This is a genomic window from Tardiphaga sp. 813_E8_N1_3 (assembly GCF_051811025.1).
Taxonomy (GTDB): domain Bacteria; phylum Pseudomonadota; class Alphaproteobacteria; order Rhizobiales; family Xanthobacteraceae; genus Tardiphaga.
Genome location: NZ_JBPWQE010000001.1, coordinates 4,194,655 through 4,219,366, shown reverse-complemented (window position 1 = coordinate 4,219,366; position 24,712 = coordinate 4,194,655). Strand labels below are relative to the sequence as shown.

At 57.1% G+C, this 24,712-nt stretch carries 31 protein-coding genes and 1 pseudogene; 16 read left to right on the top strand and 16 right to left on the bottom strand.

From position 1 onward, the window contains the following. The first annotated feature begins 140 nt into the window (after window positions 1-140). Window positions 141-1,472, top strand: a complete 1,332-nt coding sequence (locus tag AB8A33_RS19960) for a molecular chaperone (RefSeq protein ID WP_439094314.1) — start codon at window positions 141-143, stop codon at window positions 1,470-1,472. Between the two features lie 74 nt (window positions 1,473-1,546). Here AB8A33_RS19960 and AB8A33_RS19955 read toward each other — a convergent pair whose 3' ends face one another. Further along, window positions 1,547-2,029 carry a hypothetical protein gene (locus AB8A33_RS19955; protein ID WP_439094313.1) on the bottom strand — a complete coding sequence of 161 codons (483 nt, stop codon included), beginning with the start codon at window positions 2,027-2,029 and terminating at the stop codon, window positions 1,547-1,549. After that, complete coding sequence (locus AB8A33_RS19950; protein WP_439094312.1) at window positions 2,017-2,337, bottom strand: PadR family transcriptional regulator; 321 nt, start codon at window positions 2,335-2,337, stop codon at window positions 2,017-2,019. The genes AB8A33_RS19955 and AB8A33_RS19950 overlap by 13 nt, the downstream gene beginning before the upstream one ends. 211 nt (window positions 2,338-2,548) lie before the next feature. Here AB8A33_RS19950 and AB8A33_RS19945 point away from each other — a divergent pair, with 211 nt between their 5' ends. Further along, entirely contained in the window at window positions 2,549-3,238 is a 690-nt protein-coding gene (locus AB8A33_RS19945) for a hypothetical protein (RefSeq protein ID WP_439094311.1), read from the top strand. Then, window positions 3,239-4,453, top strand: coding sequence for a helix-turn-helix domain-containing protein (locus AB8A33_RS19940; protein WP_439094310.1), 1,215 nt, complete (start codon window positions 3,239-3,241; stop codon window positions 4,451-4,453). A gap of 146 nt (window positions 4,454-4,599) precedes the next feature. On the opposite strand, the gene AB8A33_RS19935 is transcribed toward AB8A33_RS19940, so the two are convergent. Together AB8A33_RS19935 and AB8A33_RS19930 are read right to left on the bottom strand one after the other, a co-directional pair. Next, the gene (locus AB8A33_RS19935) at window positions 4,600-4,947 is read right to left on the bottom strand and encodes a BrnA antitoxin family protein (protein ID WP_439094309.1); all 348 of its coding nucleotides are present in this window, start codon (window positions 4,945-4,947) and stop codon (window positions 4,600-4,602) included. Next, window positions 4,937-5,194 (bottom strand): BrnT family toxin, encoded by a 258-nt coding sequence (locus AB8A33_RS19930; RefSeq protein ID WP_439094308.1) that lies wholly within the window; start codon window positions 5,192-5,194, stop codon window positions 4,937-4,939. The genes AB8A33_RS19935 and AB8A33_RS19930 overlap by 11 nt, the downstream gene beginning before the upstream one ends. 226 nt (window positions 5,195-5,420) lie before the next feature. On the opposite strand from AB8A33_RS19930, the gene AB8A33_RS19925 reads away from it, so the two are divergent. Beyond that, entirely contained in the window at window positions 5,421-5,702 is a 282-nt protein-coding gene (locus tag AB8A33_RS19925; protein ID WP_439094307.1) for a hypothetical protein, read from the top strand. 3 nt (window positions 5,703-5,705) lie between these two features. Further along, entirely contained in the window at window positions 5,706-5,939 is a 234-nt protein-coding gene (locus AB8A33_RS19920) for a hypothetical protein (protein WP_439094306.1), read from the top strand. 439 nt (window positions 5,940-6,378) lie between these two features. Here AB8A33_RS19920 and AB8A33_RS19915 read toward each other — a convergent pair whose 3' ends face one another. Both AB8A33_RS19915 and AB8A33_RS19910 read right to left on the bottom strand, forming a co-directional pair. Beyond that, a complete protein-coding gene (locus AB8A33_RS19915; RefSeq protein ID WP_439094305.1) occupies window positions 6,379-7,017 on the bottom strand; it encodes an SLATT domain-containing protein in 639 nt (212 codons plus the stop codon). Further along, on the bottom strand, window positions 7,010-7,873 hold the full coding sequence (locus tag AB8A33_RS19910) for a CBASS oligonucleotide cyclase (RefSeq protein ID WP_439094304.1): 864 nt from the start codon (window positions 7,871-7,873) through the stop codon (window positions 7,010-7,012). The genes AB8A33_RS19915 and AB8A33_RS19910 overlap by 8 nt, the downstream gene beginning before the upstream one ends. Window positions 7,874-8,538: 665 nt before the next feature. Between AB8A33_RS19910 and AB8A33_RS19905 the strand changes: the two genes are divergently transcribed. The 4 genes from AB8A33_RS19905 to AB8A33_RS19890 all read left to right on the top strand — a co-directional run bounded on the left by AB8A33_RS19905 (window position 8,539) and on the right by AB8A33_RS19890 (window position 11,131). Then, window positions 8,539-9,117, top strand: a complete 579-nt coding sequence (locus AB8A33_RS19905) for a hypothetical protein (RefSeq protein ID WP_439094303.1) — start codon at window positions 8,539-8,541, stop codon at window positions 9,115-9,117. A 298-nt stretch (window positions 9,118-9,415) separates the two neighbouring features. Beyond that, entirely contained in the window at window positions 9,416-9,847 is a 432-nt protein-coding gene (locus AB8A33_RS19900; protein ID WP_439094302.1) for a hypothetical protein, read from the top strand. Window positions 9,848-10,109: 262 nt separating this feature from the next. Further along, window positions 10,110-10,385 carry a hypothetical protein gene (locus AB8A33_RS19895; protein ID WP_439094301.1) on the top strand — a complete coding sequence of 92 codons (276 nt, stop codon included), beginning with the start codon at window positions 10,110-10,112 and terminating at the stop codon, window positions 10,383-10,385. Between the two features lie 44 nt (window positions 10,386-10,429). Next, window positions 10,430-11,131, top strand: a complete 702-nt coding sequence (locus AB8A33_RS19890) for a hypothetical protein (RefSeq protein ID WP_439094300.1) — start codon at window positions 10,430-10,432, stop codon at window positions 11,129-11,131. 100 nt (window positions 11,132-11,231) lie between these two features. On the opposite strand, the gene AB8A33_RS19885 is transcribed toward AB8A33_RS19890, so the two are convergent. The 4 genes from AB8A33_RS19885 to AB8A33_RS19870 form a co-directional block, all read right to left on the bottom strand. Continuing rightward, on the bottom strand, window positions 11,232-11,450 hold the full coding sequence (locus AB8A33_RS19885) for a hypothetical protein (RefSeq protein ID WP_439094299.1): 219 nt from the start codon (window positions 11,448-11,450) through the stop codon (window positions 11,232-11,234). 1 nt (window position 11,451) lies between these two features. After that, window positions 11,452-12,168 carry a hypothetical protein gene (locus AB8A33_RS19880; protein WP_439094298.1) on the bottom strand — a complete coding sequence of 239 codons (717 nt, stop codon included), beginning with the start codon at window positions 12,166-12,168 and terminating at the stop codon, window positions 11,452-11,454. Between the two features lie 538 nt (window positions 12,169-12,706). After that, window positions 12,707-13,339 (bottom strand): S24 family peptidase, encoded by a 633-nt coding sequence (locus AB8A33_RS19875; protein ID WP_439094297.1) that lies wholly within the window; start codon window positions 13,337-13,339, stop codon window positions 12,707-12,709. Between the two features lie 336 nt (window positions 13,340-13,675). Next, complete coding sequence (locus AB8A33_RS19870; protein WP_439094296.1) at window positions 13,676-13,990, bottom strand: hypothetical protein; 315 nt, start codon at window positions 13,988-13,990, stop codon at window positions 13,676-13,678. Window positions 13,991-14,082: 92 nt separating this feature from the next. Here AB8A33_RS19870 and AB8A33_RS19865 point away from each other — a divergent pair, with 92 nt between their 5' ends. From AB8A33_RS19865 to AB8A33_RS19845, 5 genes are all read left to right on the top strand, one after another. Further along, entirely contained in the window at window positions 14,083-14,262 is a 180-nt protein-coding gene (locus tag AB8A33_RS19865) for a hypothetical protein (protein WP_439094295.1), read from the top strand. Window positions 14,263-14,286: 24 nt separating this feature from the next. Then, entirely contained in the window at window positions 14,287-15,669 is a 1,383-nt protein-coding gene (locus AB8A33_RS19860) for a helix-turn-helix domain-containing protein (protein WP_439094294.1), read from the top strand. Window positions 15,670-15,748: 79 nt separating this feature from the next. Then, window positions 15,749-16,366 carry a hypothetical protein gene (locus AB8A33_RS19855; RefSeq protein ID WP_439094293.1) on the top strand — a complete coding sequence of 206 codons (618 nt, stop codon included), beginning with the start codon at window positions 15,749-15,751 and terminating at the stop codon, window positions 16,364-16,366. After that, the gene (locus AB8A33_RS19850) at window positions 16,363-16,617 is read left to right on the top strand and encodes a hypothetical protein (protein ID WP_439094292.1); all 255 of its coding nucleotides are present in this window, start codon (window positions 16,363-16,365) and stop codon (window positions 16,615-16,617) included. The genes AB8A33_RS19855 and AB8A33_RS19850 overlap by 4 nt, the downstream gene beginning before the upstream one ends. Before the next feature lie 94 nt (window positions 16,618-16,711). Continuing rightward, on the top strand, window positions 16,712-17,044 hold the full coding sequence (locus tag AB8A33_RS19845) for a CHAP domain-containing protein (RefSeq protein WP_439094291.1): 333 nt from the start codon (window positions 16,712-16,714) through the stop codon (window positions 17,042-17,044). 41 nt (window positions 17,045-17,085) lie between these two features. Here the strand turns inward: AB8A33_RS19845 and AB8A33_RS19840 are convergent, their stop codons facing one another. The 3 genes and pseudogenes from AB8A33_RS19840 to AB8A33_RS19830 form a co-directional block, all read right to left on the bottom strand. After that, on the bottom strand, window positions 17,086-17,403 hold the full coding sequence (locus AB8A33_RS19840) for a hypothetical protein (protein WP_439094290.1): 318 nt from the start codon (window positions 17,401-17,403) through the stop codon (window positions 17,086-17,088). 27 nt (window positions 17,404-17,430) lie between these two features. Continuing rightward, window positions 17,431-19,125, bottom strand: a complete 1,695-nt coding sequence (locus AB8A33_RS19835; RefSeq protein ID WP_439094289.1) for an arylsulfatase — start codon at window positions 19,123-19,125, stop codon at window positions 17,431-17,433. A 752-nt stretch (window positions 19,126-19,877) separates the two neighbouring features. Further along, window positions 19,878-19,973, bottom strand: a pseudogene (locus tag AB8A33_RS19830) (IS5/IS1182 family transposase); the annotation flags it as partial. A gap of 403 nt (window positions 19,974-20,376) precedes the next feature. Here AB8A33_RS19830 and AB8A33_RS19825 point away from each other — a divergent pair. Beyond that, window positions 20,377-20,631, top strand: a complete 255-nt coding sequence (locus AB8A33_RS19825; protein WP_439079673.1) for a hypothetical protein — start codon at window positions 20,377-20,379, stop codon at window positions 20,629-20,631. A 356-nt stretch (window positions 20,632-20,987) separates the two neighbouring features. Here AB8A33_RS19825 and AB8A33_RS19820 read toward each other — a convergent pair whose 3' ends face one another. Beyond that, window positions 20,988-21,179, bottom strand: a complete 192-nt coding sequence (locus AB8A33_RS19820; RefSeq protein WP_439094288.1) for a hypothetical protein — start codon at window positions 21,177-21,179, stop codon at window positions 20,988-20,990. Window positions 21,180-21,565: 386 nt separating this feature from the next. On the opposite strand from AB8A33_RS19820, the gene AB8A33_RS19815 reads away from it, so the two are divergent. Continuing rightward, the gene (locus AB8A33_RS19815) at window positions 21,566-22,888 is read left to right on the top strand and encodes a TAXI family TRAP transporter solute-binding subunit (RefSeq protein WP_439094287.1); all 1,323 of its coding nucleotides are present in this window, start codon (window positions 21,566-21,568) and stop codon (window positions 22,886-22,888) included. 191 nt (window positions 22,889-23,079) lie between these two features. On the opposite strand, the gene AB8A33_RS19810 is transcribed toward AB8A33_RS19815, so the two are convergent. Together AB8A33_RS19810 and AB8A33_RS19805 are read right to left on the bottom strand one after the other, a co-directional pair. Beyond that, window positions 23,080-23,829: an outer membrane protein gene (locus tag AB8A33_RS19810; protein ID WP_439095987.1), complete on the bottom strand. Its 750-nt coding sequence runs from the start codon at window positions 23,827-23,829 to the stop codon at window positions 23,080-23,082. 261 nt (window positions 23,830-24,090) lie between these two features. Next, window positions 24,091-24,357: a hypothetical protein gene (locus tag AB8A33_RS19805; protein WP_439094286.1), complete on the bottom strand. Its 267-nt coding sequence runs from the start codon at window positions 24,355-24,357 to the stop codon at window positions 24,091-24,093. Window positions 24,358-24,712 lie beyond the last annotated feature (355 nt).

Below are 24,712 nucleotides of genomic sequence, written 5' to 3'. Positions count from 1 at the left end.
CGGCGGCCTTCGATTCCCTTACGGAGCGCCACGCCTTTCGCGGAAAACCCTTATAAACAAGCCTTTTTCGCAATTCCGTTGACTCTTCAAACCCTTGTTGCGACGATTTCGTCCTACATAGCGTCCTACATGGGGGCAGGGTGAGTGAGTATCTGACGAAGCGGAACGGGGTTTGGCACTATCAGCGGCGCGTGCCGGAGGAATATGCTGCCTTCGACACACGGGTCCCCGTCAGGCTGACGACCGGCATCAAGGTCGCGGACGACAAGCGCGGACGCAAGGCAATTGATATCGCCGGACGGCTTAACCTCGACACCGAGGCGTACTGGCGCATGTGCGCTGGCGGCAAGGCGGAGCAGGCGAAGCTCGATTACGACGCGGCCGTCAAACGTTCGTTGATCCTCGACCTTCCATATCTGCCGGCGGCTGCGATCGCCAAGGAAGCGCCGGCCGATCTCATTCGCCGCATCGATGCGCTGGGCACCGGCGATCGGGTGCACGATCTCGAAACCCGCGCGGCCGTGCTGGGCGCGATCGCGGCGCCGACCGTGAAGCTCTCCGCACTCTATGAGGAATTTGATCTGGCGACGGCGACGGAGCGACTCGGCTATTCGCCGCGGCAGTTGACGAAGTTCAAGGCCGCAAAAAAGCGGGCTATCGAAATCCTGATCGAAGTCGCGGGCGACGGCACGGTGAACGATCTGACGCGCGAGAAGATGCTGAAGCTGCGCGACCACTGGTCGAAGCGCGTGAAGGATCAGGGCATTCAGGTGCGGACCGCCAATAAGAACATCAGCCACATCACGCGGATGGTGCGCGAGGTGAGCATGCGGCATAATCTCGACAAAGAAGTCATCGTCGCCGGCCTGCGGCTACGCGGCGGCAAGGATGGCAGCCGCAGTCCCTATCCGATTCCGTTCATCACCGGCGTGATCTTGCGGCCTGGTGCGCTCGATGACCTCAACGACCAGGCGCGGGCCGTGGTGCGCATCATGGTCAATACCGGGATGCGGCCAGTCGAGATCATCAACCTCACTCCCGGCTTCATCCTGCTCGATGCGGAGATCCCGCATGTGCGGGTGAAGCCGTTCGGCCGCGTGCTGAAATCGCAGGCCTCAGAGCGCGACGTGCCGCTGGTCGGCATCTCGCTGGATGCGATGCGCGAATTCCCCAGTGGCTTTGCGCAATATGCCGACAACGGCGACACGCTATCCGCGACGGTGAACAAGTATTTCGAAGAGAACGGCATGTGGCTGTCGAAGATGCACACGCTCTATTCGCTGCGACATAGTCTCAAGGATCGGCTGCGCAGCGTTGAGTGTCCGGACGAACTCACCGACGAGCTGATGGGGCACGCCAGCGGCAAGCCTAAATACGGTGACGGCCATGGCCTGAAGCTAAAACTTAAATATTTGCAGATGATCGCGTTGGCGCCGGCCGACGCGGATGTGGCTTGCCGGCACGTCGCGTAGCTGGGCTCATTTAGACCCGCAGACCGTAACAATGTTGAGTGCTATTGCCTATCAGTCCTGGCAAATATGGTCAGTTAAAAAAACAGCTTCCTCAACCACGTGTAGAGAGCAAAGACACTGGCGCCCGCGCTAAAAAGCCAAGCCACGAACGAGCCCACCATTCCGTAGGCAAGCTTCCCGCCCAATTGCTCACTTAGCTTTTGAATCGCCGTGAAGATTGGCGAGTTGAAGTATTCGGCGATGTCACTCTTGTCCTGCCACTTAGATGCCTTGATTAGAATGCGAACTTTGCCAACAAGCGCCCGGCGCTCCTTAGGTATCGTCTTTGGCGCGCCAACGAAACATCCTGCCGCATGCCAGAACGACGCAATGACACCGTCAGTTTCGTCCAACGCGGCCAGCCACTCTTCGTGCTTAATTTCGCGCGTTGCGTTGTCAGGAATCCGGCGAACGGCGGCCCCGATAATCCAGCGACACCAGCGCTTGTGATACACGACCAGGTCAGCAGACAGCACGCCGCCGACGATGCCAATTATCAGGTCATTCAAGATACCCATGCGAGGCTCCCGATCGCGGGAGCAAGCTGGAACTGAGAAAGTTCGCGCTGCGCGGCCCGGGCACCGATGGCTGTCAGTGAGTAATAGCGGCGCCGGGGGCGTCCCGCTTCGGTGGGATCGAGTACCTCCCATTCAGGATCGAGCCAGCCGGAATTTTCGAACTTGGCCAGCAGCGGATATAGGCTTCCGGAGCCGATCCCGATCTCACGTGTGATCTCCGCACCTGACCACTTTTTGGAAGGGTCTTTCGCGAAGAAACCTAGTAATTTCAGCCCTGTAAGGGTCAGTTTTGTGTCATCTTCTGCCATATCCGATCCTATGTCGCCGTAGCGATACCTCTTATATCGGTACGGCGACATAGGGTTCAAGATCGCAGCGAGACATTTTTCGAGCTTGGTGGCGGGGAGATGGCCGAGCGACCCCGTCGCGAGCGATGGCGGGCGCTTGGAGGACGAAAACTTGACTTTTTTGACAAAAACGACGTATGGCTTGAGTGGTCCAATTACTCAAGGATGAGTCGTGAAGCCGTTTGTTGAGCAGGCCCGCCAAATATTGCTGCGGGACATTGATCCAGATTTCCTCGAATCCTTCGCGGTCGATTTAGCTTGGGAGTATAGCGCTCTTTATGATCGCTTGGCGGACGACGCCGCTCTCGATGATTTTTACAGGGATGAAGAGTTCAGTCGGCAGCGCGGTGACTGTGCTGTCCGATCTCTGGCCCGCGCCGCGAAACAGCACGGCGTGCCGTATGAGTTCCACCGCTTGAACTGCAACGGGCAGCGGAAAATTTTGGTTAAGGCCGGCAGGGTAGTGTTGATTTTGGAGCCGATCTCAACTCTGGCGGATCATCCGTCCACCGCAGACTACAAGGTCCAACTCGCAGATACTCACGGCTTTGTTCGTCAGCTCGAACTTGAACTCGGCGATCTACCAAATCGCATCAAGGATTGGTCGGGTACTATTCTAGGGGTCCTATTGCACGGACCGTCGGGTCGCAGGTTCGATCGCGAACAGAAATCGCTCGGCGCCGTGATGCTGGCTGTTCCAGACGCGGCGTATTCGAAGTGGGTCCTTCGCTTGGATCTGCAGACGGTAGCAATGAACGGGCGGAATCTGCCGGTGGAGGACGACATCCAGAGCGAACCCGAGCAAGATGACAACGTTGTTGTGACGTCCAAGAAGAGAAACTCAGAAGCGGACTACGGTTAAATGAAAGTTGGAATGCAAGCTTTTCGCGGGAAAAGACTTCGGCAAGCAAGGCTTGCACGCGGGCTGTATATGAATGCCCTTGGCGACATGCTTGGAATTACCGGGACGGCTGTCTCGCGATACGAAGATGGTATCGATAAGCCGCAGTCCGATCGTGTGGATCTTATCGCGCGACATCTTAACTTTCCCGTAGATTTCTTTTTTCAACCGGAGTGGTCGGAGGAACCGCGGGTGGTTCATTGGCGATCCCGGGCGGCTGAATCAAAATATGCGCGAGAGATGACCGAACAGCGCATGAGTTGGCTTTGCGAAATCTTTTCGTTTCTCGAGCGGGACGTGAATTTCCCCGTCGTCAATTTGCCTGGAATGAAGCTACCAGATTTCCGGGCCCTTACTCCGGATGCTATTGAACGTGCCGCGGAGGATGTAAGGAAACATTGGAAGCTGCGAGATATCCCCATTCAGGATGCTTGTTTGGCCTTAGAAAATGCCGGCATTCCGGTTGTCAATCTTGAGATCACTTCCGACAAACAGGACGGATTCCATTTCTACTCGCCTACGCTGGAGAGGCCTTTCGTCGGGATCAATACTCATAACATTAGCTGCGCCCGAGCGAGGTATGACGTCGCTCATGAGTTGGGGCACACCGTTTTACATCGCGATGTGACGTTGCAACAGCTAAGGGATCCTCTCCTAAACAAGCAGATTGAACAGCAAGCTCACCTTTTCGCCGGAGCATTTCTGTTTCCCCGTGAAGCATTTCGGGCTGAGGTTTTGGCTCCGACTCTGGACTATTTTTGTGCGCTTAAAAAACGCTGGGGAATGTCAATTGGCGCGATGATCTATAGGGCATTCAATCTGGGGATGATTGATGACCAAGAGAAAAGTATCTTGTATCGCAACCTGACCCGGCGGGGATGGCGCGGCGTTCTGCAAGAGCCGTTTGATAGTCCTGAAGAAATGCCAATCGAGCGGCCCAGAATGCTTCGACGTGGTATTGGCGTCTTGGTCAATGAAGGAACGAGCCGATCCGCGATTAAGGCGGCTCTGAATTTACCAGAGAAAGAAATCGAGGAAATCGCTGGATTGGAACGTGGCTTTTTCACCCCAGCAGAAATCCACCATTTAGCGTCTCCAAGAAAGTCGCCTCTTCGTGCGACAGATATTGAGAGCGGACAAGTAATCGAGTTTTCGCAGGCAAAGAAAAATTTCTGAACTTATGCTGTCTCGCGCCTCTTCTTGAGATCGGCGCCATCTCGCGAGCAGCGGCGCTGTCACCGGAGTCAAACGCGTTGAATCCATGCAGCGCCGACATCAGTGTTACCCCGCTGTAACTCGCCTGGCGCCGTCCCGCCGGCCATTCACGCGCGTTTGCGCTTTGCGGCACCGCTCGCCGTGCGCGGCTTCGGCTTGTCGCCGAACGCAACAAACTCAATCTTACCGCGCTTGATCCGCGACTTCAGCATGTCATTGATGCGCGTCTGCCAACCTGGGCCAGTCGCTCGCAGCGCCGTCACCACGTCATCGTCGAGCCGGAGCTTCACCGGTATCTTAGGATTTTCCGTGCGCGGCCGACCGGGCTTATTCTTGAATTGGGCAAGAATATCCGGCGGCAGTTCTTCGGCCGGGCGCGACGCGGCGAAGTCGGCCGCCGTCCATTCCGGGTTGTCGTCGTGGGTGGCTGGTGGTGTTTTCTTCCTAGCGGACATTTCGTTTCATCTCCTTTGCATGGGCGCGACGCAGGCTGATGGGGCGCACCTTGCCTTCACGGATTGTGAAGGCAAGGAAGTAAGGCTGGCCGTCGATGTGGCCCCAAGCGCGATAGCGCGTTTCGCCGTACTCAAAACGGTCATCAACGATGAAGCGGGCGATCACCATGTCGGTCGCGCGTGCCAGCGAAATGCCGTGGTTGGCGATGTTGATGGCATCTTTCGCTTCGTCGTATGGCTTGCTCATAAATATAAACGTACACCCAATAATCGGGGACGTCAAACATTATCGGGTGTACAAAAAATAGTGCGGAGTCAGGGGGCGGCTTCCGCCGGTCATCGCTTATTCGCCATCGTGCTCGATGAGATATCGGGTTTCGTCGGTCGACAGCATGGCCTCGCCAGCTCAACCCCTTGAAGGGTGCGCGGTGACAAACTACCTACGGAGGTATTGAAAAAAAAGGAGGTTTTACATGCCCCTTAAGGGAGCGCAGGAATTTATTGAAGAGATGGTGCGGGCTGTTCGCCCGGCTCGCGGCCAAGCGATCTCTGTCACCGAGCGGCAGCAAAAAAATGCAGACGATACCAATTGGATCGCGGGCATTGGCAATATGTCGCCCGACGTCATGGTCCGCTACGACAGCACTGTCGCCGAGATGCGCCGTCAACATCCTACGATCGATTGGGAAGGGATTACGGAGATGGACGGCAAGCGCCGCCGCATCGCCCGCTGGCTTTCCGAAGTCGAGGGCTGAGGAATGGCTGTTCGCCAAGGCAATGTGATGGTCTTTCACAAAGACAAGACTGGACCTATTCGTGCCATCTCGCTGAACGCGCTCAGAGTGCTCGGAAACCTGCAGGTTTTGGACGAGATCACAGACGCGACCTACGAAGATGTGCTTTCCACACATCGAGTTAGAATTGAAGCAGCGGCCAACGGAAAGGCCGCGCGCGGTGATGACCCGATTGTCGTTGAGTTCGAGGATATCTGAAGACGCTTCATTTGGGCCGAAGGTGCTCAACTAACGAAAGAAATGGAGCACCGTGTTTGGCAAGGGAAATAGAGGATGACCGCAGCGAAGTTCAACGGACGTGCCGAAAGCGCGCGCTTGGCAAGTGATTACCTTGATCGGATGGTTGCCCGCGGCTCTCATCGGCAAGCTGATCGAGCCGTTCGATACATTTACGCGCTGGAAGTCTGGTTGAATAACAACGTTCCGGCCGCGCTCGAACCTGTTCGTGGTGCGCCGCGCTCATCGCGAGGGACCGCGTCGCGATGCCCCTGACAGGTCGATAGTTGCTCAGGATGCAAGCTAGATCGCGCATGACTTGACGGCGTCGGAGCTGACACCACAGCGCGTGCGCGCAGTGGCATAGAAGCAACGTGCATACGCAACTCAATATTCCGCCGCGCGATTACTGCCCCTTATCTCAGTCAGGCTTCCTCGGAAACCGCTTCGCCAAATTCAGGCGACGCACAGGTGCCTGCTCGGGACTGCTTGCTGGCAATTGGTTTGGCTCAGCGGGTTTATCGACCTTGAAGTCCGCCTGGCCCTCGTCAATGCCCTTCTTCGCCCGCTTGTATGCCCACTTCGGAATCTGCGGGCTTTTGCTGTTGAGTTCGTTCTTTCGCTCGACTAACTCGCGGAGCTGCGAGGTTATCACCTCTTCGGACTCTTCCTGCCAGGCCTCGATAGACCAGAAAATCCGGGTGTCATTGTTGAGCTTGTCGAAAGCGTGTGCCGCGATGAGGTGAGCGCTCTGTTTTTCATTGGGATTTAGGAACGTGCTGATGCCGGATAAGACAGCGATGGCGATGGAAAAGAGACCGGCAACCACACCTATCCATGGTTCGGTTTTGGCTGCTTGTGAGAATGCGGCCGCGCCGACGATGGCGGAGATGATGACGATAGGCAGGCCAAGATAAAGATGCCTCCTGGACCAGCCACTGCACGCCTCATGGTGGCCCTTCAAAGAATGAAGCGTGCTCTCCTCAAGGCGCTGAGCCTCGACGATGATTTTAGCTCGCGATTGGGAGGCGGGCTTCTCGCCCGTTGTGATGTCAGCCATATGCGGGGAAATAGTCCGAGAACAACCTTCGCCAGGCATCCACGGAATCGCGGATTTGACCTCTTATCGCAAACTGCTCCGCCCGTAGGCAGATGTCGTGGGCTGTCTGCATACGACGGACAGCCTCTTCAACCTTTGCGGGGGTGTTGATGTAACTTCCGATGTCGTCGCCGTATCCCGCGGGATCGAGGTTCTTGCCTTTAACGATGCTGCGCGCTTTATCGAAGAAAAAACGAACGCCTGATGGGTAGTCCGTGATGCGGACGTTGTTCAAAATCTCCAGGGCGAGGACTTCGATATGGAATGAGCGGAAGAACGACCCATGGCTCTTATTCCAGCCCTTGAGCATTTTAATGAGTGGCACCAATTTCCCGCTGTGCGCTTTGTTGGCGTCGCTCATAATCTTGACGTGGGCCTTGGGATCAGTCTCAAGCCACGAGTTGGTGATGGAGTTTGCGATAAGGTAGCCGCCGGTCGTTCGGTAGAAGCCGGCGACGACATCGACAACGAAATCAGTGAAACGGATGGTGACAGCCTGGCCATTCCTGCTGATATCCGGCGTGCTGGTATAGGTCTTCTTCAATGCGCGCTTGGTGGCGTCGAGCAAACCCGCTGGGCCCATCGCGTAATACTTCACGTCGAAGATAATGAGGATATCGATGTCCGCCTCTTTCAACGGGGCGATCATGGTGGAGCGAGCGTAGGAGCCAGTCTGGAAATCCTCCAGCACCTCCATAGAAGCTTGAATGACCTTGCGCACGTTCTGCTGCCGAACAGAAACGAGGGTGCTTTGAAGGCCAGTGATTTCCAGGCTTGAGCGTAATCCCTCGAAGCCCTCTTGAATCGATGTAACCATGAGATGGTGCTCGAATGCCGATACAATCTGTATATCGCGCTTCGGAGAGTCGTCTATGCCGCTGAATTGGTTATCCCTCGTCTCTTTCGTTGCAAGCCATGCATGGCCCGCTAGAGGCTAGCAGGTATTGAAGGACGCCCGATTAGGAGCAATTGGTCTCCAGCAATGGGATCGAGGTTATCCTTGATCATGATCAGAAGTCGCGTGATGGTGGTGTGATTGGAGCAATTTTTGGAGCCGATAATGTACGAGCATTATAAGCTTTGCGACGAGCTGCAGCCGAAGGAAATTTGTCTCGTTGTAGAGCAGTACGCTCAAGGTAGCGTGAGTCGAGCTTACCATATTCACGTCCCGCAACATCGCCTATCCGAGAATTCATTGAGGTATCTCCTCCAGGCTTTAGTCATGAAATTTGAAGATAACGCCCCATTGACGATTGTAAGGGGCTTTCTGAACGACCGTGGCCGATCCCCCTCGTCCCACAAGTTCAATTGGCGGGTGACCTACCCCGAACCGGGAGTCCTGCGAAAGTACTGTGGCGGTGACACCTGTGCTTGGGCGGACCAAGTCATTCAGCCGCATGTGTTTCGCCCTAAGTGATCGCTGTTGCTCTCGGCGGGCGATTGGCGGATGGTGCTGTCGGCTGAGACAGTGATAGCAGACATATGCCTGACAACGTGGCGCCCACTTTTACACATTTCAGCTCTGATGGCGCAGAGCTTCCCAGAGAATACTATGCAGCAATTGGCCGCGCGCTGTATCGGTGGTCGCAGCTCGAAGCAACAGTCTGTACTCTGGCTGCGTCTATCCAGGGCCCGATCTGGTTTGATGCTGTAGCGGACCTGCGGGGTCCGAATGGCTTCAAAGTCAAGAATATATTTCAGCAATTGAGGGCGGTCGCAGGGAAACGGTGTGCCGACCAGTCGCTGATGGACGATTTGAATAGAGCCGAACTACTATACTCCGCGCGTAAGGCCTTTTTTCACTCCATGTGGGGGCGCGTCAGTTCGGCTGAGGAGGCTGCAGTTGGAATACAAGAGTGGTCTAACAGCTCCTATGACAACTTCCGGTGTGTCACATTGAATGAAATCGAGGTGTTTGCTTCAGAATGCACGGCGGCTTGGCAGAGCCTCATGCAAACAGCGCTACCTCTTTTCCACGGCGCTCCCACTATTGGGGTCGATGACTCTGACGGCTTAACTAAAGGGATTCAGGCGGCGGAGCTGCGAGATGCCAGTAAATAGGCCCTTCAAACGAACCGTACGGCAGCTAGCGGACGGCAGCTATCAACGAAGCGGAAACGGGCGCTATGTGAGGCATCCGCAATTTGCGTCAGGTATGATGCACTATGTGCGAGCATTCCAGATAATTCAAAAGGACCTCCTTCAGTTATTCGATTACGTTGAGCCGTCGGATACCAATCTTCCCTGTTACTCTCATCGCATTCTTGAGCTTCACGCACGGTGTTGTTTCGAGGTGGAATCGAACTGCAAAGCTATACTGTCTGAGAACGGTTACGCTGCGCGGCAAGGTTATTGGACGATGGCCGACTACGCAAAAATCAATACTTCACATCGCTTATCTTCGTACGAGATTAAGCTGCCGGTCTGGGAAGGATCTGCAAGTCGTAGACAGCCATTTGCGACTTGGGTTGGGGGCGGGCAGCTGCCTTGGTACCAAGCGTACAATAGCGTCAAGCACTCAAGGCATCATAATTTTAGCCATGCAAGCTTCGACAACCTTATTAGCGCCGCCTGTGCCCTCGTAGTTTTGCTATCCGCTCAGTTTTTAGATGAGGACGGAAGCCCAGCAGTCTTAAGCGCGGGTGATGAACCCACCGATGGCTTTGGCTTCGCGATGGGCGGCTATTTTCTTGTTAGGTTTCCCGACGATTGGCCCTCAGACGACAGGTACGACTTCAACTGGCAGCTGATGGAGAATGATCCCACGGCTATCCAGTCTTTCCGGTATTGATGATACTAGAAGCCGCAGCCTCGCTACAAAGGCGTGTTACAAACGCAAATCAGTTGCGACGTTAAGGGCACTCGTTGTCGCCATCATCGAGACCCGCCGCGGTGAGGCCGAAATTATCTTCAGCCGCTCGTCCACGCTTTGGCCTGTCGCATGCGACACGGATTTCGACCGCGATTGTCGGCTTTCGTCGGTCATGTTAAGACAACCAGACCTTGAAATCCCGCGCGGCAACACGTCGACGCAGCGCAAACGGAGCCGTGACATGCCATTGAAGGGCGCTCAGGAATTCATTGAAGATCTCGTTCGCTATGTGCAGCCTCCGCAGGGCTGCGCAATTTCGATCACCGAGCGTGAACCGCGCCGCGTCGATGGCACAAACTGGCGATCGGCGGTCGACGTCATGCCACTCGATGCTCTGTCGCGCTACGACAGTGCGACGACCGAACTTTGCCGCCAGTATCCCAAGATCGATTGGACCGGCATCACGGAGTTCGATGTCGAAAAGCGCCGCATCGCGCGATGGGCCTCTGAGGTCTAGAGCCGCCATCGACCTCCCCGAGCAACTGACACTTGGATGATCGCATGAAACGTGGACTGACCACGGGCGGGATCGCGTTGCTCGCCTTTGCAGCCGGCAGCACAGTTTCCTTCTTTACCTTGCCTATTTGGATAGTTGCTCTGATTGGCTGGGTAAACGGCGGCCCGCGCACAGATTGGCTCGGCTTTGCAGGCGGACTTATCGGAAATCTGGTGACGGCGTTCGTAGCCGCGATAGCCATCTATTTTGGTTGGCAAGGAATCAAAAGGCAGATGCGTGCTTCTATGATAAGCCGCGAGGAGGATCGTATTGAGCGTGACCTTCCTGGTCTTCAAGATCTCGCTGCGGCGCTTGAAAATCTGAACTACCTTCTTGAACTTGTCGGCAATGAGCCCGACCTTGTGATAAAAATACTTACGGACCAAGGATATCGTGACGATGGTTTCACGGCGCCAATCGATTTGATCCGCAGCAAACTCCCACGGGTCGATGATCGTCATCGACGTTACTTTGCAGACATTCTGCGCGCGATGGGAACTAGTTCGTGGGTGGCCCAAGTGGCGTTGCGAGGAGACCTGAACAAAACATTGCAACAGAAAGCCGCCTATGATCGGGGATTGGCTGAATTTCGTACTGCCATTGCTCAATTGTCCGATTTCCAGTCCCTTATCGAAGCACGCATCGCGCGATACGAGCTTCAGTTGCCGAAATTCAGGCGCGAGCTTGAGCAATATTTCGGCGAGTAAGCGCCAGAGCTGACCCGAAATCACCGCTCACCCTCCGGCCGCTTTTAGTTAGTTAGCGGTTTCATTCTTCCCTCGATGAAATAGTGGCGTGATGCTGCCGCTAGAGCTGTGCTTCGGCAAGGCGCTGGTTCCGCAACTCGACGTTCCGCCGCGCGCGAGCGACGACGTCGTCCTTGCGGCGGACCAATTCCAACTCGTGTTCGAGCCGCTCCAAAATTGGTGCGTAGACCGCGCCGTCTTCCACAATGCAGAACGACACGGTGTCGATGGCCTTGAGTAGCCATTCCTCCGTGAATTCGCCCGGCGCCGTGCGTGCCATCTCAGACGGCGTTCCGTGCGACCGCTGTCTGTTCGACGCGTCCCCACTGGTCGGCCATGGCGTCCGCGATGCCGTCGAACGCGCGGCTGCGCACTTTCCACCTGTTTCGGCCTGGCGACGCGCGATGCACGGCCGACCATGCCTTGTGCTCGGCCGTGCCGGGACGCGGCGGCGTCAGTGGGTTGGTCTTGGTGAGCGGCGGCAGGTTCTTGAGATAGAGCCCCGTCGCCTTGAAGGCGCGCTCGCCAAACCAGTGCGGCTGTACGGTCTGCGCGGCGCGCGCGAAATTGACGATGCGCGATTTCGCATGGCCGTGCATCACCGGATTCTCGACGGCGATCCGCTCGATCGGCGCATTCCAGCAAGCCGAGAACAGAGCGGCGCCTTCGTCGAGGCATTGCCACATGAATGCGAGGCGGCGCTCGGGATCCCACGTCGCATAGGCCGCGACGATGTCGGGCGCATAGACGTCGCTGCTGAGCTTGGTCGGCGGCTCGCGCAGCCAGCGTACGCCGCTGTTGCAAAGGCGCGTGCAGGGCGGATGCATGACGGCCAGCAGATCCCAGCCGTCGTTCAGGAGATCGCGGATGTCGCCGACGATGTGTCGATTGCTTCTGTCCTCAGCCGGCAGGAGATCGCACGACCATGCGTCGTGCCCGCGGGCGGTGAATGCCTGACGGACAACGCCACAGGTTTCGCAGTCGATCAAGACGCGCATCAGCCGTTCGCCGTCGCGATGCTTTCGAGGAACGCATCCAGGACCCGCCGCGGCCGTGTAGTGTACGGGCTTCGGCGTGTGGTCGCGCACGCGCACGAACCAGCACTCGAAAACGGATGATGCTCCATCGCTTCCGCGTGAGAGAGGCCGGATTTCCGCCAGCGCTGGTAGACGGCGGCGCCGGCTGCATTTGCCAACGCGGATAACACCAAGAAGCTCGCTTGGTCGATGCAAGGTGCCGGAATTCGCGGGTCTCGGTGCGGTGCAGGGTGATCTGCTGGGGACCAACCCTTCACCTGCAGGTGTTCCTCGGTGACGCGCCATGGCCGGCCAGCAACTCGCAAAAATCGTCAGCCATGCACCTACGGATCTCGCATGGGTCCGTCTGGCCGATACGGTGGGCCGCGGCGGAGACAGAGTTGATCGTGGAAGGGGTTGGCAGGTTGTGCAAATCAAATCTCCCATGGGTTAATTAGGGAGATGAATCTAGTCGGAAAAATCCGACTGTCAATCGAGTTCGTCGGAAAAATCCGACTTCCTACAAATTGATCATGGAGCGAACCACTCGCCCAATGACTTCGATGTCGGCTTTCTTCCGCAGGAGGGTGGGTTTATTCGCTGGATTTGTGGAGTGGGGGGCAAGATACGGCATGTCGCCGCTCTGCCACATCTTGAAAGTTGTCTGTCCTTTCACCGAGAAAATGTAGCACTTTCCACCAATGAGAGTGCGGTCCGCTTTATTGGTCACAATTATTGCACCCTCGGGCGAGTAGCGGTCCATTGAGTCGCCCTGAACGCGCAGAGCAAAAAACTCGCCCCGCCCCAGATCTGCGAACGCGAGCAGCGGAACATCTTCTGTTGGTATTTTGCTGCTTGGCGTCCGGAGTTGGCTGGCAGTAACAAAATCGATCAATGGCACTAGTGTGACCTTTGAGCCCGGACGCTCACTGATGATCAGACGGGTCGGGCCAATTAATTCGGCTACCGTCATGTCGAGCGCCTCAGCGACAAGCGGCAGCTTAGACTGATTGAAAGATCCCTTTTTTCCGCTGACTAAATCGTTGATATAGTTGCGCTCTAGACCTGGCACCCGCACAGCCGCTTCAACTGCGCCAAGCTGCAATTGTCCCAATCTGTCCTTAACTCTTTGCCGTAGCTCATCCTTCTTCATGACGGAATTATCCGACTTTTAATTCTGCGGCGCCAATGGGATTTTTCCGACGAAGATTATCGACAAATCGGAAATTTCCGACTATTCGTCGATTCATGGAAGAGCAACTCCGGCAAAACTTGATCCTGTGCGCCTCGGCTTTCGTCGAGCGGCGGAGTCTTGGCTTCGCCACCCTGGGGCGGCTCGCGGCAGGAGACTGGCGATTCTTCGACCACTTGAGCAAGGATACGAAGACGTTTACCGCCCGAAAGTATGACGAGGTGATGCGCTGGTTCCATCTAAACTGGCCGCCGGCTGCTGTCTGGCCGGATTCTGTGTCTCGGCCTCAGGACATGGTCACCGAGATATCGAAGGTGCAGCGATGATAGCGGCAACGCTAGCACTGCCGGCTACGCTCGTCAGGCGAGAATTATCCACTTCGAGATTCATTGTGCACAGATCCGGTCTCGGTCCGAGCGGCGGCTTGGCCAGCTCATTGAGGCGCAAAAGGACACTATCGGCCTGCACAAGGGTGGTCGGCCGAGCGATAAAACCTGTGCCGATGAAGAACAGGTTTTCCCGAGCAAGCTTGAGGATGCCGGCATCGATTGCAAACTGTCCTCGCGGGCGCAGCGCACCGCCGAAACAGGCAACCCGCTTCGAAGCGCTCATGGCCATGATGCGCCAGCGGGTGCAAGCCGGCGGGCGTGTGATCGTCGACGTGCTCAATAACGACACCGCTCGGTGCCCTGGTCGAGCGCGAGGTGATCGATAACGGCAAGACGCGCAAGTCGCTGACGCTGCCGGGCGAATGGTTCACGCGTCTTGCTGATGCTGTCTATCGTGGCGCCTTCGAAACCATGTCCGTCGGGGTGATCGCCGAGCCGCTGCCGGCCCTCCGCCGCGGAATGATCTGCGTTTCGTTGCGTTCCGCGTGCCTTTGAAATTCCGACATCAAGAGATCGACAATGTCAAAACCCGACCGCAGACCGCGGCCGCGACGCATCGCTGCAGACGAGGCCCATTCGTGGGCGCGTAACCTGAAACTCGGCAACATCCACGCCAAGCTCATCCTGAGCATGGTGACGCTATATGTCGACGTAGAGGGCGTTTGCTTCGTTAGTATTCCCTCGCTCGCTGAAGACTGTGAGATGTCGCCGGACACGGTCCGCAAGCGTCTGGCGTGGCTCGAACAGATCGGCGCTATATCGCGCACCGGGCAGTGGATTGACGAGAACGGCAACCGCAACAGTCTCGGCAAAGGCAAGCGGACGACGGACCTGATCCGGCTGCTATACGAGGCAGACACGGCCATCATTGAAGCCCGCGCTGTGGGCGATTTCGACGATGACACTGCAGCAGAAGCAACGGCATTTAGCCCTAGCTGCCAACAAGGGCTAAATTCGGAGCCAGAGACCGTTAGCCCTCGGCCAGGACTCGGCCAGCCCTCGCACTGTAGCAAGGGCCTAATCTCTGAACCTGAACCTGAATCTTCCCCCTTACCCCCTTCCAGGGGGCGAGAGAGCAGCGAAGTTGATCGGGTCGAAAGCGAACCGGAGCACTTTGCGCCCGCCTGGGCAGCGTGGCGAGGCCATGAGGTCATGCGGCGAGATCTCGCCCTTCACGAGTTCCGACGATTGGCCGCCAGCGATCAGCGTCTCTGCCGGGCAGCGATCTTTCCGTATCAGACCGCGCTCGAAAAAAGCCAACGCACCAAGCACCGCGAGAATTTCCATTTGTGGATTCGGCGGCGCGGTTTCGATGAATTCCCGACTGCCAAGATCGTCGAGTCGCAGGCGCCGCCAGTACGACGATGGCTGTGCGGTGACGAACTGGTCGGCATGGAAGTAGCCGGCGTGATGGCGGATCGCCGGGGCAGATTTCCGATCGACCCCGAACGCGGCGCGGGCTTCTGGACACAGATGGCTCATCGGGCGGACCTCGTCGCGCTGGCTGCGTTCCAAGGGCAGCGGGCGAGCGAATGGATCGAGGTCGAGCAGGGATCGGCGCAGTTCGCCGCGTGGAGCGGCTGGTTGCAGCAAGTGTTCGGCGGCGATGAGGTCAAGGGGCAGCGTGTCTGGACCGAGCCGCATGATCCGTTGCGCCATGACATCCCCGCGATCAGTCCGAATTTCGCATTCCGCAAGTGGAAACAGGTCTTGCGCGTGCCCGCGCCTTGGCCGCCGCGGCGTGACGGCACCTGGACAGCAGACGAGGGGACTCAGAGTGATGGTGAGTGGCTACAAGATCGGCGACCATGTCCGCATGGTCGACCTATTGGTCCGCAGCGCCCCCCCGGTCTAGGGACCGTAAACCAGGTTTTTCGCCTTACACGGGGTCGCAGCCCCTGAAATCTGAGCAGTAGATCAATTGAAAAGCGGTACACGCAAACGCGTGTTTCGCACGTGAGGATGCACGGACCAGCACGCGATGGCCGACGACGAATGGATCTCAATCACGGATGCGGCGGCGCGTCTGTCCAAGGCCGGCGACGCCATTGATCGGTCGTCGCTGTCCCGATACCTGAAGCAGCATTCGGAAGCACTGCCGGTGCAGCGTCAGGGCAAGTCGAACCTTGTTGAGTTCGGCGCGCTGCAGATGCATCGCTCCGAGAACGTGCGCATCCGCAGTTCGGCTGTCGCCGAAGATGCCGCCCCCGGCGGAACCCGAGAGCAGGGCACTCGCTTCAGGGGGTCGCAATCCGAGGGAACGGCGCGCAAGGCGCAAGCCGACGCCCTTTGGCGCGAGATGGACGTCGCCGAGCGCATCGGCACGCTGACGCCGGTCGCTGAAATCGACAAAGGTGCGCGCGACGCATTCGCGTTGATGCTTAGCGCGTTCGACAGGGCCATCGATACGGAAGCCGCTTCGGCCTCGGTGAAGTATGGGTGGGATGAACGGATCGCGCGCTTGGTGCTCAAGAACTTTATCCGCAAGGGCACCGATGTCTTCCACGGCGAGATGCTGAAGCAGCTCGATGCCATCAAGCGCGTGGCGATGGCGGCTGAACATGGCGACGATCGCCCGGTAGAGACGGCACTGCAGTGAGTTTCCATGATCCACGGCTGCGGTTTCCGCTGCTGCCGTCCGGCGCGAAGGTCGTCTTTGGCGCACTGGCCGCGGCGTCGCGACCGACTGAAGATCTTACGATCAGCGAATGGTCCGACCGGTACCGTAAGGTGTCGCCGGAATCGGGATCGCCCTGGCCCGGCGATTTTCGCACGGATCGCGTGCCGTACCGTTATGGCGCCGGTCTGCGACACATCCGCGCCGTCCCGCCGCCTGTGGACAACGACTGATGGTCGACGTGTATTATTGATCCGGGTAACGATGACGCGTGAGCGTCGAGCATCTCGGGCCGTCGAGCCAGCCACACTCGCGGGTTTGCCGCCGATGGATCTCGGCAGCATCGCCCGTCCGATGCGGTATATCGCTGGTCGTCTCACCTGCGCGATCAACGTCAATTCAACACTCGCGGAACGGGGCATCGTCGGCACGGGGTCCGCGCGCGCGAAATCGTTCCTGAATTGGGGCGTCGCGTCCGCGCCAGTGCCGGGCGCCGTTGCTGTCTCATCGCGTGGTCGTCGCGGCGGACATGTGGCCATCGTCAGCCGCGTCGAGCGAGGCCGCATCTATGTTTGGAATCCATCGCCGCAGGGGGAGGGATGGCAAGAGCAGGCCTATCGACACCGGGCGATTAGCTTCCGGATGTCCGGCAAAGAGTAACTCGAAGCGGCGCCCAAAAGGCTGTTATTCTTGCGTTCAGCTCATTTTCGTAGCCGCATTTCTACGACGTCGATTGCAAGCAAATCGGTGTAACGACGTTCGACGGTTTCAACCCAATCGTCCGCAAAGTGGGCGCCGTTTTCCTGTGACAGCGCTTGCCAAGCTGCTTGTTTCTCTGCACGGCAAGACAATATGGCCAAGCGTGAGACCACCTGAGCGCTCTCGGTGCTCTTGGCGAATCGCGTGGCTGTGGCGTCAGCACAGATCCGCCATTTCTTAATCGCGACTTTCGAGTCCTCCTCTGCCGTCGCGGCAGAAGAGGCAAGGCATATAACAGCAGCAAGCATCAGCCTATGCATTCAATTGCTCCTGAGATTGGTTGGGTGTCAGTTGGCACTCGCGCCGGTCTTCTCCAGTTTCGCGATCACCGAGTCTAAGTTGAAGCTCGCCGGCTTCTGACGCACCGGATACTCCTTGAAACTTTCCAGCCATTGTGTGGCGAGCGCCTGCATCGGCACCTGGACGAATGCGCGCTCCGCCATCCATTTGTTGTAAAGGATCGACTCGTCGCCGCGCTCGAAAGGGTCGGAGCGTAAGTTGAAAAGCTTTGGAATACGCAATTCGGTGAATTGCCCGGACCACACGCCGATGCCCTTGTTGTTTTGCTCCAGGAATACCGACTTCCAGTCGAGCACTCGGATCGCAACCAGCTGGCCGTCATCGTTCCAGTAGACGAACTCCTTGCGCGGCGGTTCCTTCGCCTCACCCTTGAAAAAGGGGGCAAGATTAAAACCATCGAGATGGACCTTGAAGGTCTTGTTGCCGAGCTGCGCGCCTCGCATGCATTTGCCGACAATATCCGGATCGCCGCCGGCCGCAGCAAAGGTCGGAATCAAATCGTAATGGGAGCACATCTCATTGTAGACGCTGCCAGCCTTGATCGTGCCAGGCCAGCGGATCACCATCGGCACGCGAAAGGCTCCTTCCCAATTGGTTGCCTTCTCGCCGCGAAATGGCGTTGTGCCGCCGTCCGGCCAGGACATGACCTCGGCGCCGTTGTCACTGGTGAAGAGGACGATGGTGTTGTCGGCCACGCCGAGGTCGTCGAGTTTCTTTAACAACTGGCCGACCAAGCCGTCCAGTTCAACCATACCGTCCGGGTAGACTCCGAGGCCCGTCTTTCCGTCTGAAGCAGGCTTCAGATGCGTCCACACATGCATACGGGTCGGGTTGAAATAGCAGAACCAAGGCGCGTTCGCCTTATGCTTACGATCGATAAAATCCATGGCCGCGCCGATAAACTCCTCATCGACCGTCTCCATCCGCTTGGTGTCGAGAGGGCCGGTGTTCTCGATCACCTGCTTGCCGACCCGCCCATAGGCAGGATCGATGGTCGCATCGTCGCTCTCACTGGCCTTGCATTTGAGCACGCCGCGCGGCCCGAACCTGGCCCGAAACTTAGCGTCCTTGGGGTAATCCGGATTTTGTGGTTCTTCCTCGGCGTTCAGATGGTACAGGTTGCCAAAGAATTCGTCGAAGCCGTGCACGGTGGGCAGATATTCGTTGCGGTCGCCAAGATGGTTCTTGCCAAATTGCCCCGTGGCGTAGCCGAGGGGCTTCAAAGCTTCCGCGACGCTCATGTCTTCGGCATGCAATCCGATGTCCGCGCCGGGCAGGCCCACCTTGGTCAGGCCCGTCCTGATAGGGGATTGCCCAGTGATGAAGGCAGCGCGGCCCGCCGTGCAACTCTGCTCGCCATACCAATCGGTAAACAGCGCACCTTCCTTCGCGATGCGATCGATGTTGGGCGTGCGGTAGCCCATGACGCCCAGGTTATAGGCGCTCACGTTGAACCAACCGATGTCGTCAGCCATGATCATGAGGATATTCGGCTTGCGGCTGCTCGATGAAACCGGCGCTGTCGGCTGCGCCTTTGGCGCTTGAGCCAATGCGCCGGAGGTCATCGCCGCAGTTGCCACCAGGGCCGACGAGCCAAGCAAGATGCCTCGGCGCGTGGGACGGTCTCTGCTCGTGTTTAATGGCGCTTCGTGTCCGTCTCTCTCCTTGGTGTCGCAGGGCATCTTGGGCTCCTTCTGCGCAGAGTCTCAGCGAACCTAACAAAGGTCAGCAGCACTTCCCTAGTACGGGGCGGCGTCCATTGGACTAGACTTAAATGGACTTGATCAGGTTGTAACGCAAAATGTTACGACCTGCGAAGCCCCAAAATGCCAAGGGTGGTCCGACCGCGAAAGTGTAGTCGCTTTGACAAAAACTTTAAGCGGTTCGAGTGTCTCGGATTGATGTCGTTGCTTACATAGAGCCCGCGACCGGTAGGTTGGTCGCGGGCTTTTTCGTTACATCTCAGAGCTTCGTTTTCTGTCTAAGTACGGTGCTTAGATCAGCGATCGCCGCTAAGAACGGTAGATTTCGACCGATCCATTTTTTGTTGGTGCGTAGTGCCACCACTGCGTGCGTTTCATCTTCAGCGATAATGCGAGCGTCGGTTCGAAGTAACGATGCCTGTTCGAGAGAGTTCATCAAGTCTTACCTGTGATTCTCTTGTAGTTTTTCAGCTGTGAACTTTCGCGCTCTGCGTGAGCGAATGCCAGCGCTTTATATTTTATTTCGCGAACGAAAATTCCATCGTTCGTGCGGAGCGCGATGCGTCGGCGTGTTGCGCGTTGGCGGTGATGACCGACAGTTGAAATGAAGGCCCTGATAGTTGACATAGTCAGGAGCTTTTGCTCCTGCTGCAAATGAGCTGCGACGATGTGTCTAGGGCGTAGACTCGTTAGTACAGAGCAACACGCGACTTCTCCCAGATTGATGAAGGCTAGGGTGCGGACTCATTAGCACGCATCCAAATCCGGACTGATGCGAGTTTGATGAACGCCAGATAGGTAGCTGCGAGTTTGTCGTATCGGGTCGCTGATTGCGAACCCGCTAAATCTCTGGATTTAGTTCCGCTTATGGCGGATAACGAACGCGCTATAAACGTGCTCTTTTGTCATGGCATGGCCCCCTTAGCGGCGGGAGCGTCACTCTCAGGCACCGGAAGAGCCCAGGAATGGCCGGCGATGGTCATAACGTAATCCAGCCCATGTACGGGAGTCGACATAATTCATAGCCAATGCCGTTCTCAATATAACCCTCTGAGGCTGGAAACGGGCCGGTAGGGGACGAGGGTGACGTACGGCCCTCGGCTTGTCGCTTGGAGACATTCCGTTGATGTGGGTCAACGGAATTGATCCTTTCGCGCTCATGTTGGTCTCGGCCGCGTCTAAGGCGGCTCCGGCCATCTTTCAGTCCGCAAGCACGAAGAGGAGTCTGACATGCAGGGTCTTTCGATCAAGTCTGCAACCGTTACCGGGTTTGCTGCCAGTGCCTTTTTAGGGCTTGCTGGTGTCGCTCTTAGTCCGGCGCCGGCCACCGCGGTCGTGTATTGTCAGTACGTTGGCTATCCGCCGAGCTGCGTTGCGAGGGCCGGCGTCGCGCTCAGGCCTCGTCCGGTGGCGCGCGCTGCAGTCCGTCATAACGCCGGCGGCAATTTAAATGGCGGCGTTAATCGCGTAGGCGTGCGTCGATAGCCCCTGACATTAGCCTCGTTCCTATTATGGCGAGGTCCGTAAGATTTGGTACCGGCTGTTAACCCCTAGTGGCCCGGTTTGAAAGCAGCATGGCCTGATTCATTTTTGGCACAAAGTGCACAGGACTTCCCCGGTGGGCAGGCATATAAAATGCTGTCTCAGCTGGCGGGACCACCATGTCAAAAGAACACCTTCATACTGCCTTCGTCATCGTGGGGGGGCTAGTCCCAGTCGCAATAGTTTTAGCTCTCGTTTTCTTAAAGTAAGGTCGGCTCTGCTGGCGAATTTATCGAGCGCGCCGATGCTAGACGCAGAGCTTTCTAGTCGAGAGTAACGCGAGGGCAGCTCATCAAGTGTCAACTAACGGCCTTCAGCCGGCCGTAGCCTTTCAGAAGCCTCGCCTGAGCCGCGACGACATGCTCGTGTTCCATTATCTCAAGCATACGCTGCAGAACGGCGTGCTTTTCACGCGGTCCAAGCTGAGCATAATCTCGCAGGATGAGTTGAGCGGCTTCCATCGCCTTGGTAACAATCTCGATGTCGCGCATCAGGGCACCTCAAACCCTATAATTGGGCGGCCACTCGGCTAGGCGCAGGCCCGCGCTCTCCTGCAAGCGATCGACGGCCTCGATAACGTCGTTGCGATCGAGCAAGTCCGCAACTCGTGAATTGTTTTCTCAAGACCGCGAGACTGCGTCTGATCGCAATCTGCCAGATTAGTTTCGGCGGGCGGCGCGGCGTTCGTAAAATATAACATGGGACTAGCCGAGCAGCCCCAGTCGAGAAGGGGGTGATCCAATACTGGTTGCTCTAAGCTTGATCTGAATCAACTCGCCTAGTCAACGGGCCAATAAAGTTGGTCGTTCCCTACTCGCAGACTATCAATTTCTCTGTTCCGCCGCAGCGGAAGATCTCTTGGCGCGAGACACGCAGCATGGACGCGATTAGGCTGCCCATCTGGTTGCGAACGATCTTGGTCTCAGGTGCTGCCGTTCTTATTGCGAGCGCTGGCTTGTTCGCCTGGCACTGGCAAACCCGGCCTGAAACCCTCACCATTGCAGTGGGTTCGTTGGATGGCGAGGCGAGCAGGTTAGTGTCAGCACTGGCCAGTAAGCTTGCGCAGCAGAAGGCACCGGTACGACTCAGCATGGTGGAGACGGCAGGTGCTGCCGATGCGGCCGAAGTATTTTCTTCCGGCAAGGTTGATCTTGCCGTGGTGAGGGGCGATGTCGGCGACCTCTCACAGGCACAAGCGGTTGTCGTTGTGACTCACACGGTGCTTCTGCTTGTGGTGCCGCCGGGTTCTGCTATCGCTGACATCACGGGTTTGAAGCGCGTCGCCATCGGAGTAGTTGGCGGCGACATCAACCATCGGCTCGTGAAAGTCTTGACCGACGAGTATGACCTCACCCGATCGGGTGTCGTCTTCAAGAATATCGGGGTGGCCGACGTGCGGCGCATGATCGACTCCAAGGAAGTGCGCGCGATCCTGACCGTGATGCCGCTTTCGGAAAAGTATTTGTCACTCCTGCGTAGCCTGTTCCCGCAGATCGGAAAATCCGGGCCAACGCTGATTCCTATCGAGTCAGCTCCCGCTATCGCCCAGAGGGAGCGAGCGTATGAGTCTTTCGATCTTCCAAAAGGCACGCTGCGAGGCTCGCCGCCCAATCCGACTGAGGACATCACGACGCTGCGCACCTCGTTCTATCTGGTTGCCCAAAAGAAGTTGAGTAGCGAGCTCGTTGCAGATCTCACAGAATCCCTGATGAAAGCACGGCGCGATCTCATTGCGGAATTTCCGATTCTTGCTCAGGTCTCGGCGCCCGACACAGAAGCTTCCGCCTATCTACCGGTACACCCAGGTGCTGCTGCGTTCTACAATGGTACACAAGTAAGTTTTTTGGACAAATGGGGTAATATTATCTTCCTGGTGCCGATGGTTGCGGGCGCACTCGCGTCCATACTCGCTGCATCATGGAAGTTCTTGTGGGCCGGGCCCCCGCTGACCCGCGAGGAAGCACTGGATGTCCTCTATGCGCTTGGGCGGCGTATCCGCAGTAGCAAAAGCGACGCTGAACTCGACGAAATTGAACGCGAAATTGACCGCGTGCTTGAGTCTCAACAACTGAAGCGAGTGTCGGGCGATGAAGAGGCCCGCGATGTCATTGCGCTAAACGTGGCAGCGCATCGTTTGGAAAACCTGATTCACGATCGTCGGCTGATGTTTGGATCGCAGCTAACTGCCACACCAAAGTAACGAACCGGAGCCGGGCCGAGCCTTCTTCCCAACGTATCGGCCAATCGCAAGAGCCTATGATCTGAAAGATGGGCACAGCTCTGTGGCAAAGAAGAACTGGGTAACTCACCGCCGTGAATACGTCGGTCTAACGCTGACGTTATGGAGGGCCGGAGTGTGGCCGGCCCTCCGCGCATCCGTGTGTCGATTGTTCAGTATTTGGCAACCACACTACCCGGGCCGCCAAAGCGATAATTTATACGGAGCGTAACCAGATCGATATCTTGTCCGATTCGGTTGGCTGCACCGGCGAGAATGGGATTGGGAACGGAGAAGGAGTTATTTGCATCCCCCATGAAGAGACGATCGTATTCGATACCGAACGACCAGTTCGGTGCGAAGCCATATTCCCATCCGACGCCAACGACGCCGCCCCATCGAGTTGCGCTAGCCGACGCCACGTTGATGCCGCTCGCCGTATTCCATACGTCCAGTCTGCTCCTTGCGGTCGCAGCGCCGCCCTTCAGGTAGAAGAGGGAGGCATTCCAAGCATAACCGATCTGGCCTGTAATGAGCCCGAGGGCATCCACTTTGACGCCGGTTGAATAGACAGGATTGAGCGTACTCACGCTGGAGCCGGTGAGATCTGCCCAGTCGCCCTGACCTTCCAGGCCGAAGACAAACTGGCCGGACTGCCAACGATAGCCAACCTGACCACCAAAAACGCCTCCCGAGCGATCGGCACAGCCGTCTGCGATCGTTGCACCGGTCAATGGGACGATACCCCAGCAATTACGACTGGATCCCCAGCCGCCATTGATGCCTATATAAAAACCGGTCCAGTCATAAACGGTGGCAACGAGAACCGGTGGTGCTTTGTACGCACGCGCAGGAAGATCAGCGGCCATAGCAGGTGCTGACATCGCAACAAGACCGATCGTAGCTAGTAAGTGCCTTTTCATGATCTGCATCCTTACTTCTTCAGAAGAACGGGTCATTGTTCGCGCAACATAGGCGTCGCGGGCTGGATGACCCGTGCCAGAATGGCAACACTCAAGACTATTATTCCGGCGGGTGATTTTGAATTGCTGCTCGTCCTGCTATTAGAGCCGAACGTTCTGAACGCCTACCAGAGCACAGTGCGACGGACCTGGAATGGCTATCGGTTGCAGGAATGAAGGGTCCGCATCGAGCGAGATAGTGCGGCGTATTCCACCGCCGTTCTAAGTCGGCGAGCCGTTCTCGTCTGATTGATCGACCGTGTCGCGCGCTTCAAACCATGCAAGAATCTTCTCCGACGGAATTGCCACTCTCGGACGATAGGGATTGATAGTGCCCGCGGTCACGATCAGACCTGCGTCGAACTTCCGTCGCGCAAACGCCTTCGCTTCCGCCTCGGTTTCAAAGATCTTGCTCAGTCGGGGATTTCGCCGTTGTAACAACGTACCGCTTCTAGGTACTTCAAAGGTGACATACCAGACGCAAGTCATGTTTAGTCCAGACGGTACGACGAGATTTGCTCGAATAACCGGGATTTTCGCTAAGGGGCTCTCCGGCCAAGTCGAACGCGGTCAACGGATATTTTCTTACGAAGTCATCGGCCACAGCATCCGCGATGGCTCGTTGACCCAAGTCAATGAAACGGTTTTCCACGCGCGACGTGCCAGCGGCTGACCTCTACTCGACGAACGCCCTTCAGTCGTGGCGATGTCTGCGTCCTCCGTTTGCTGACGAAGTGAATCGCACCACTGCCGCGATCAGGCTCGGAACTGAGCTGTCACTGGTATAAAGCGCAGACGCCGGCCTGCCATCGCACACACCTGCGAACCGCGCGGCGAGTTTGTC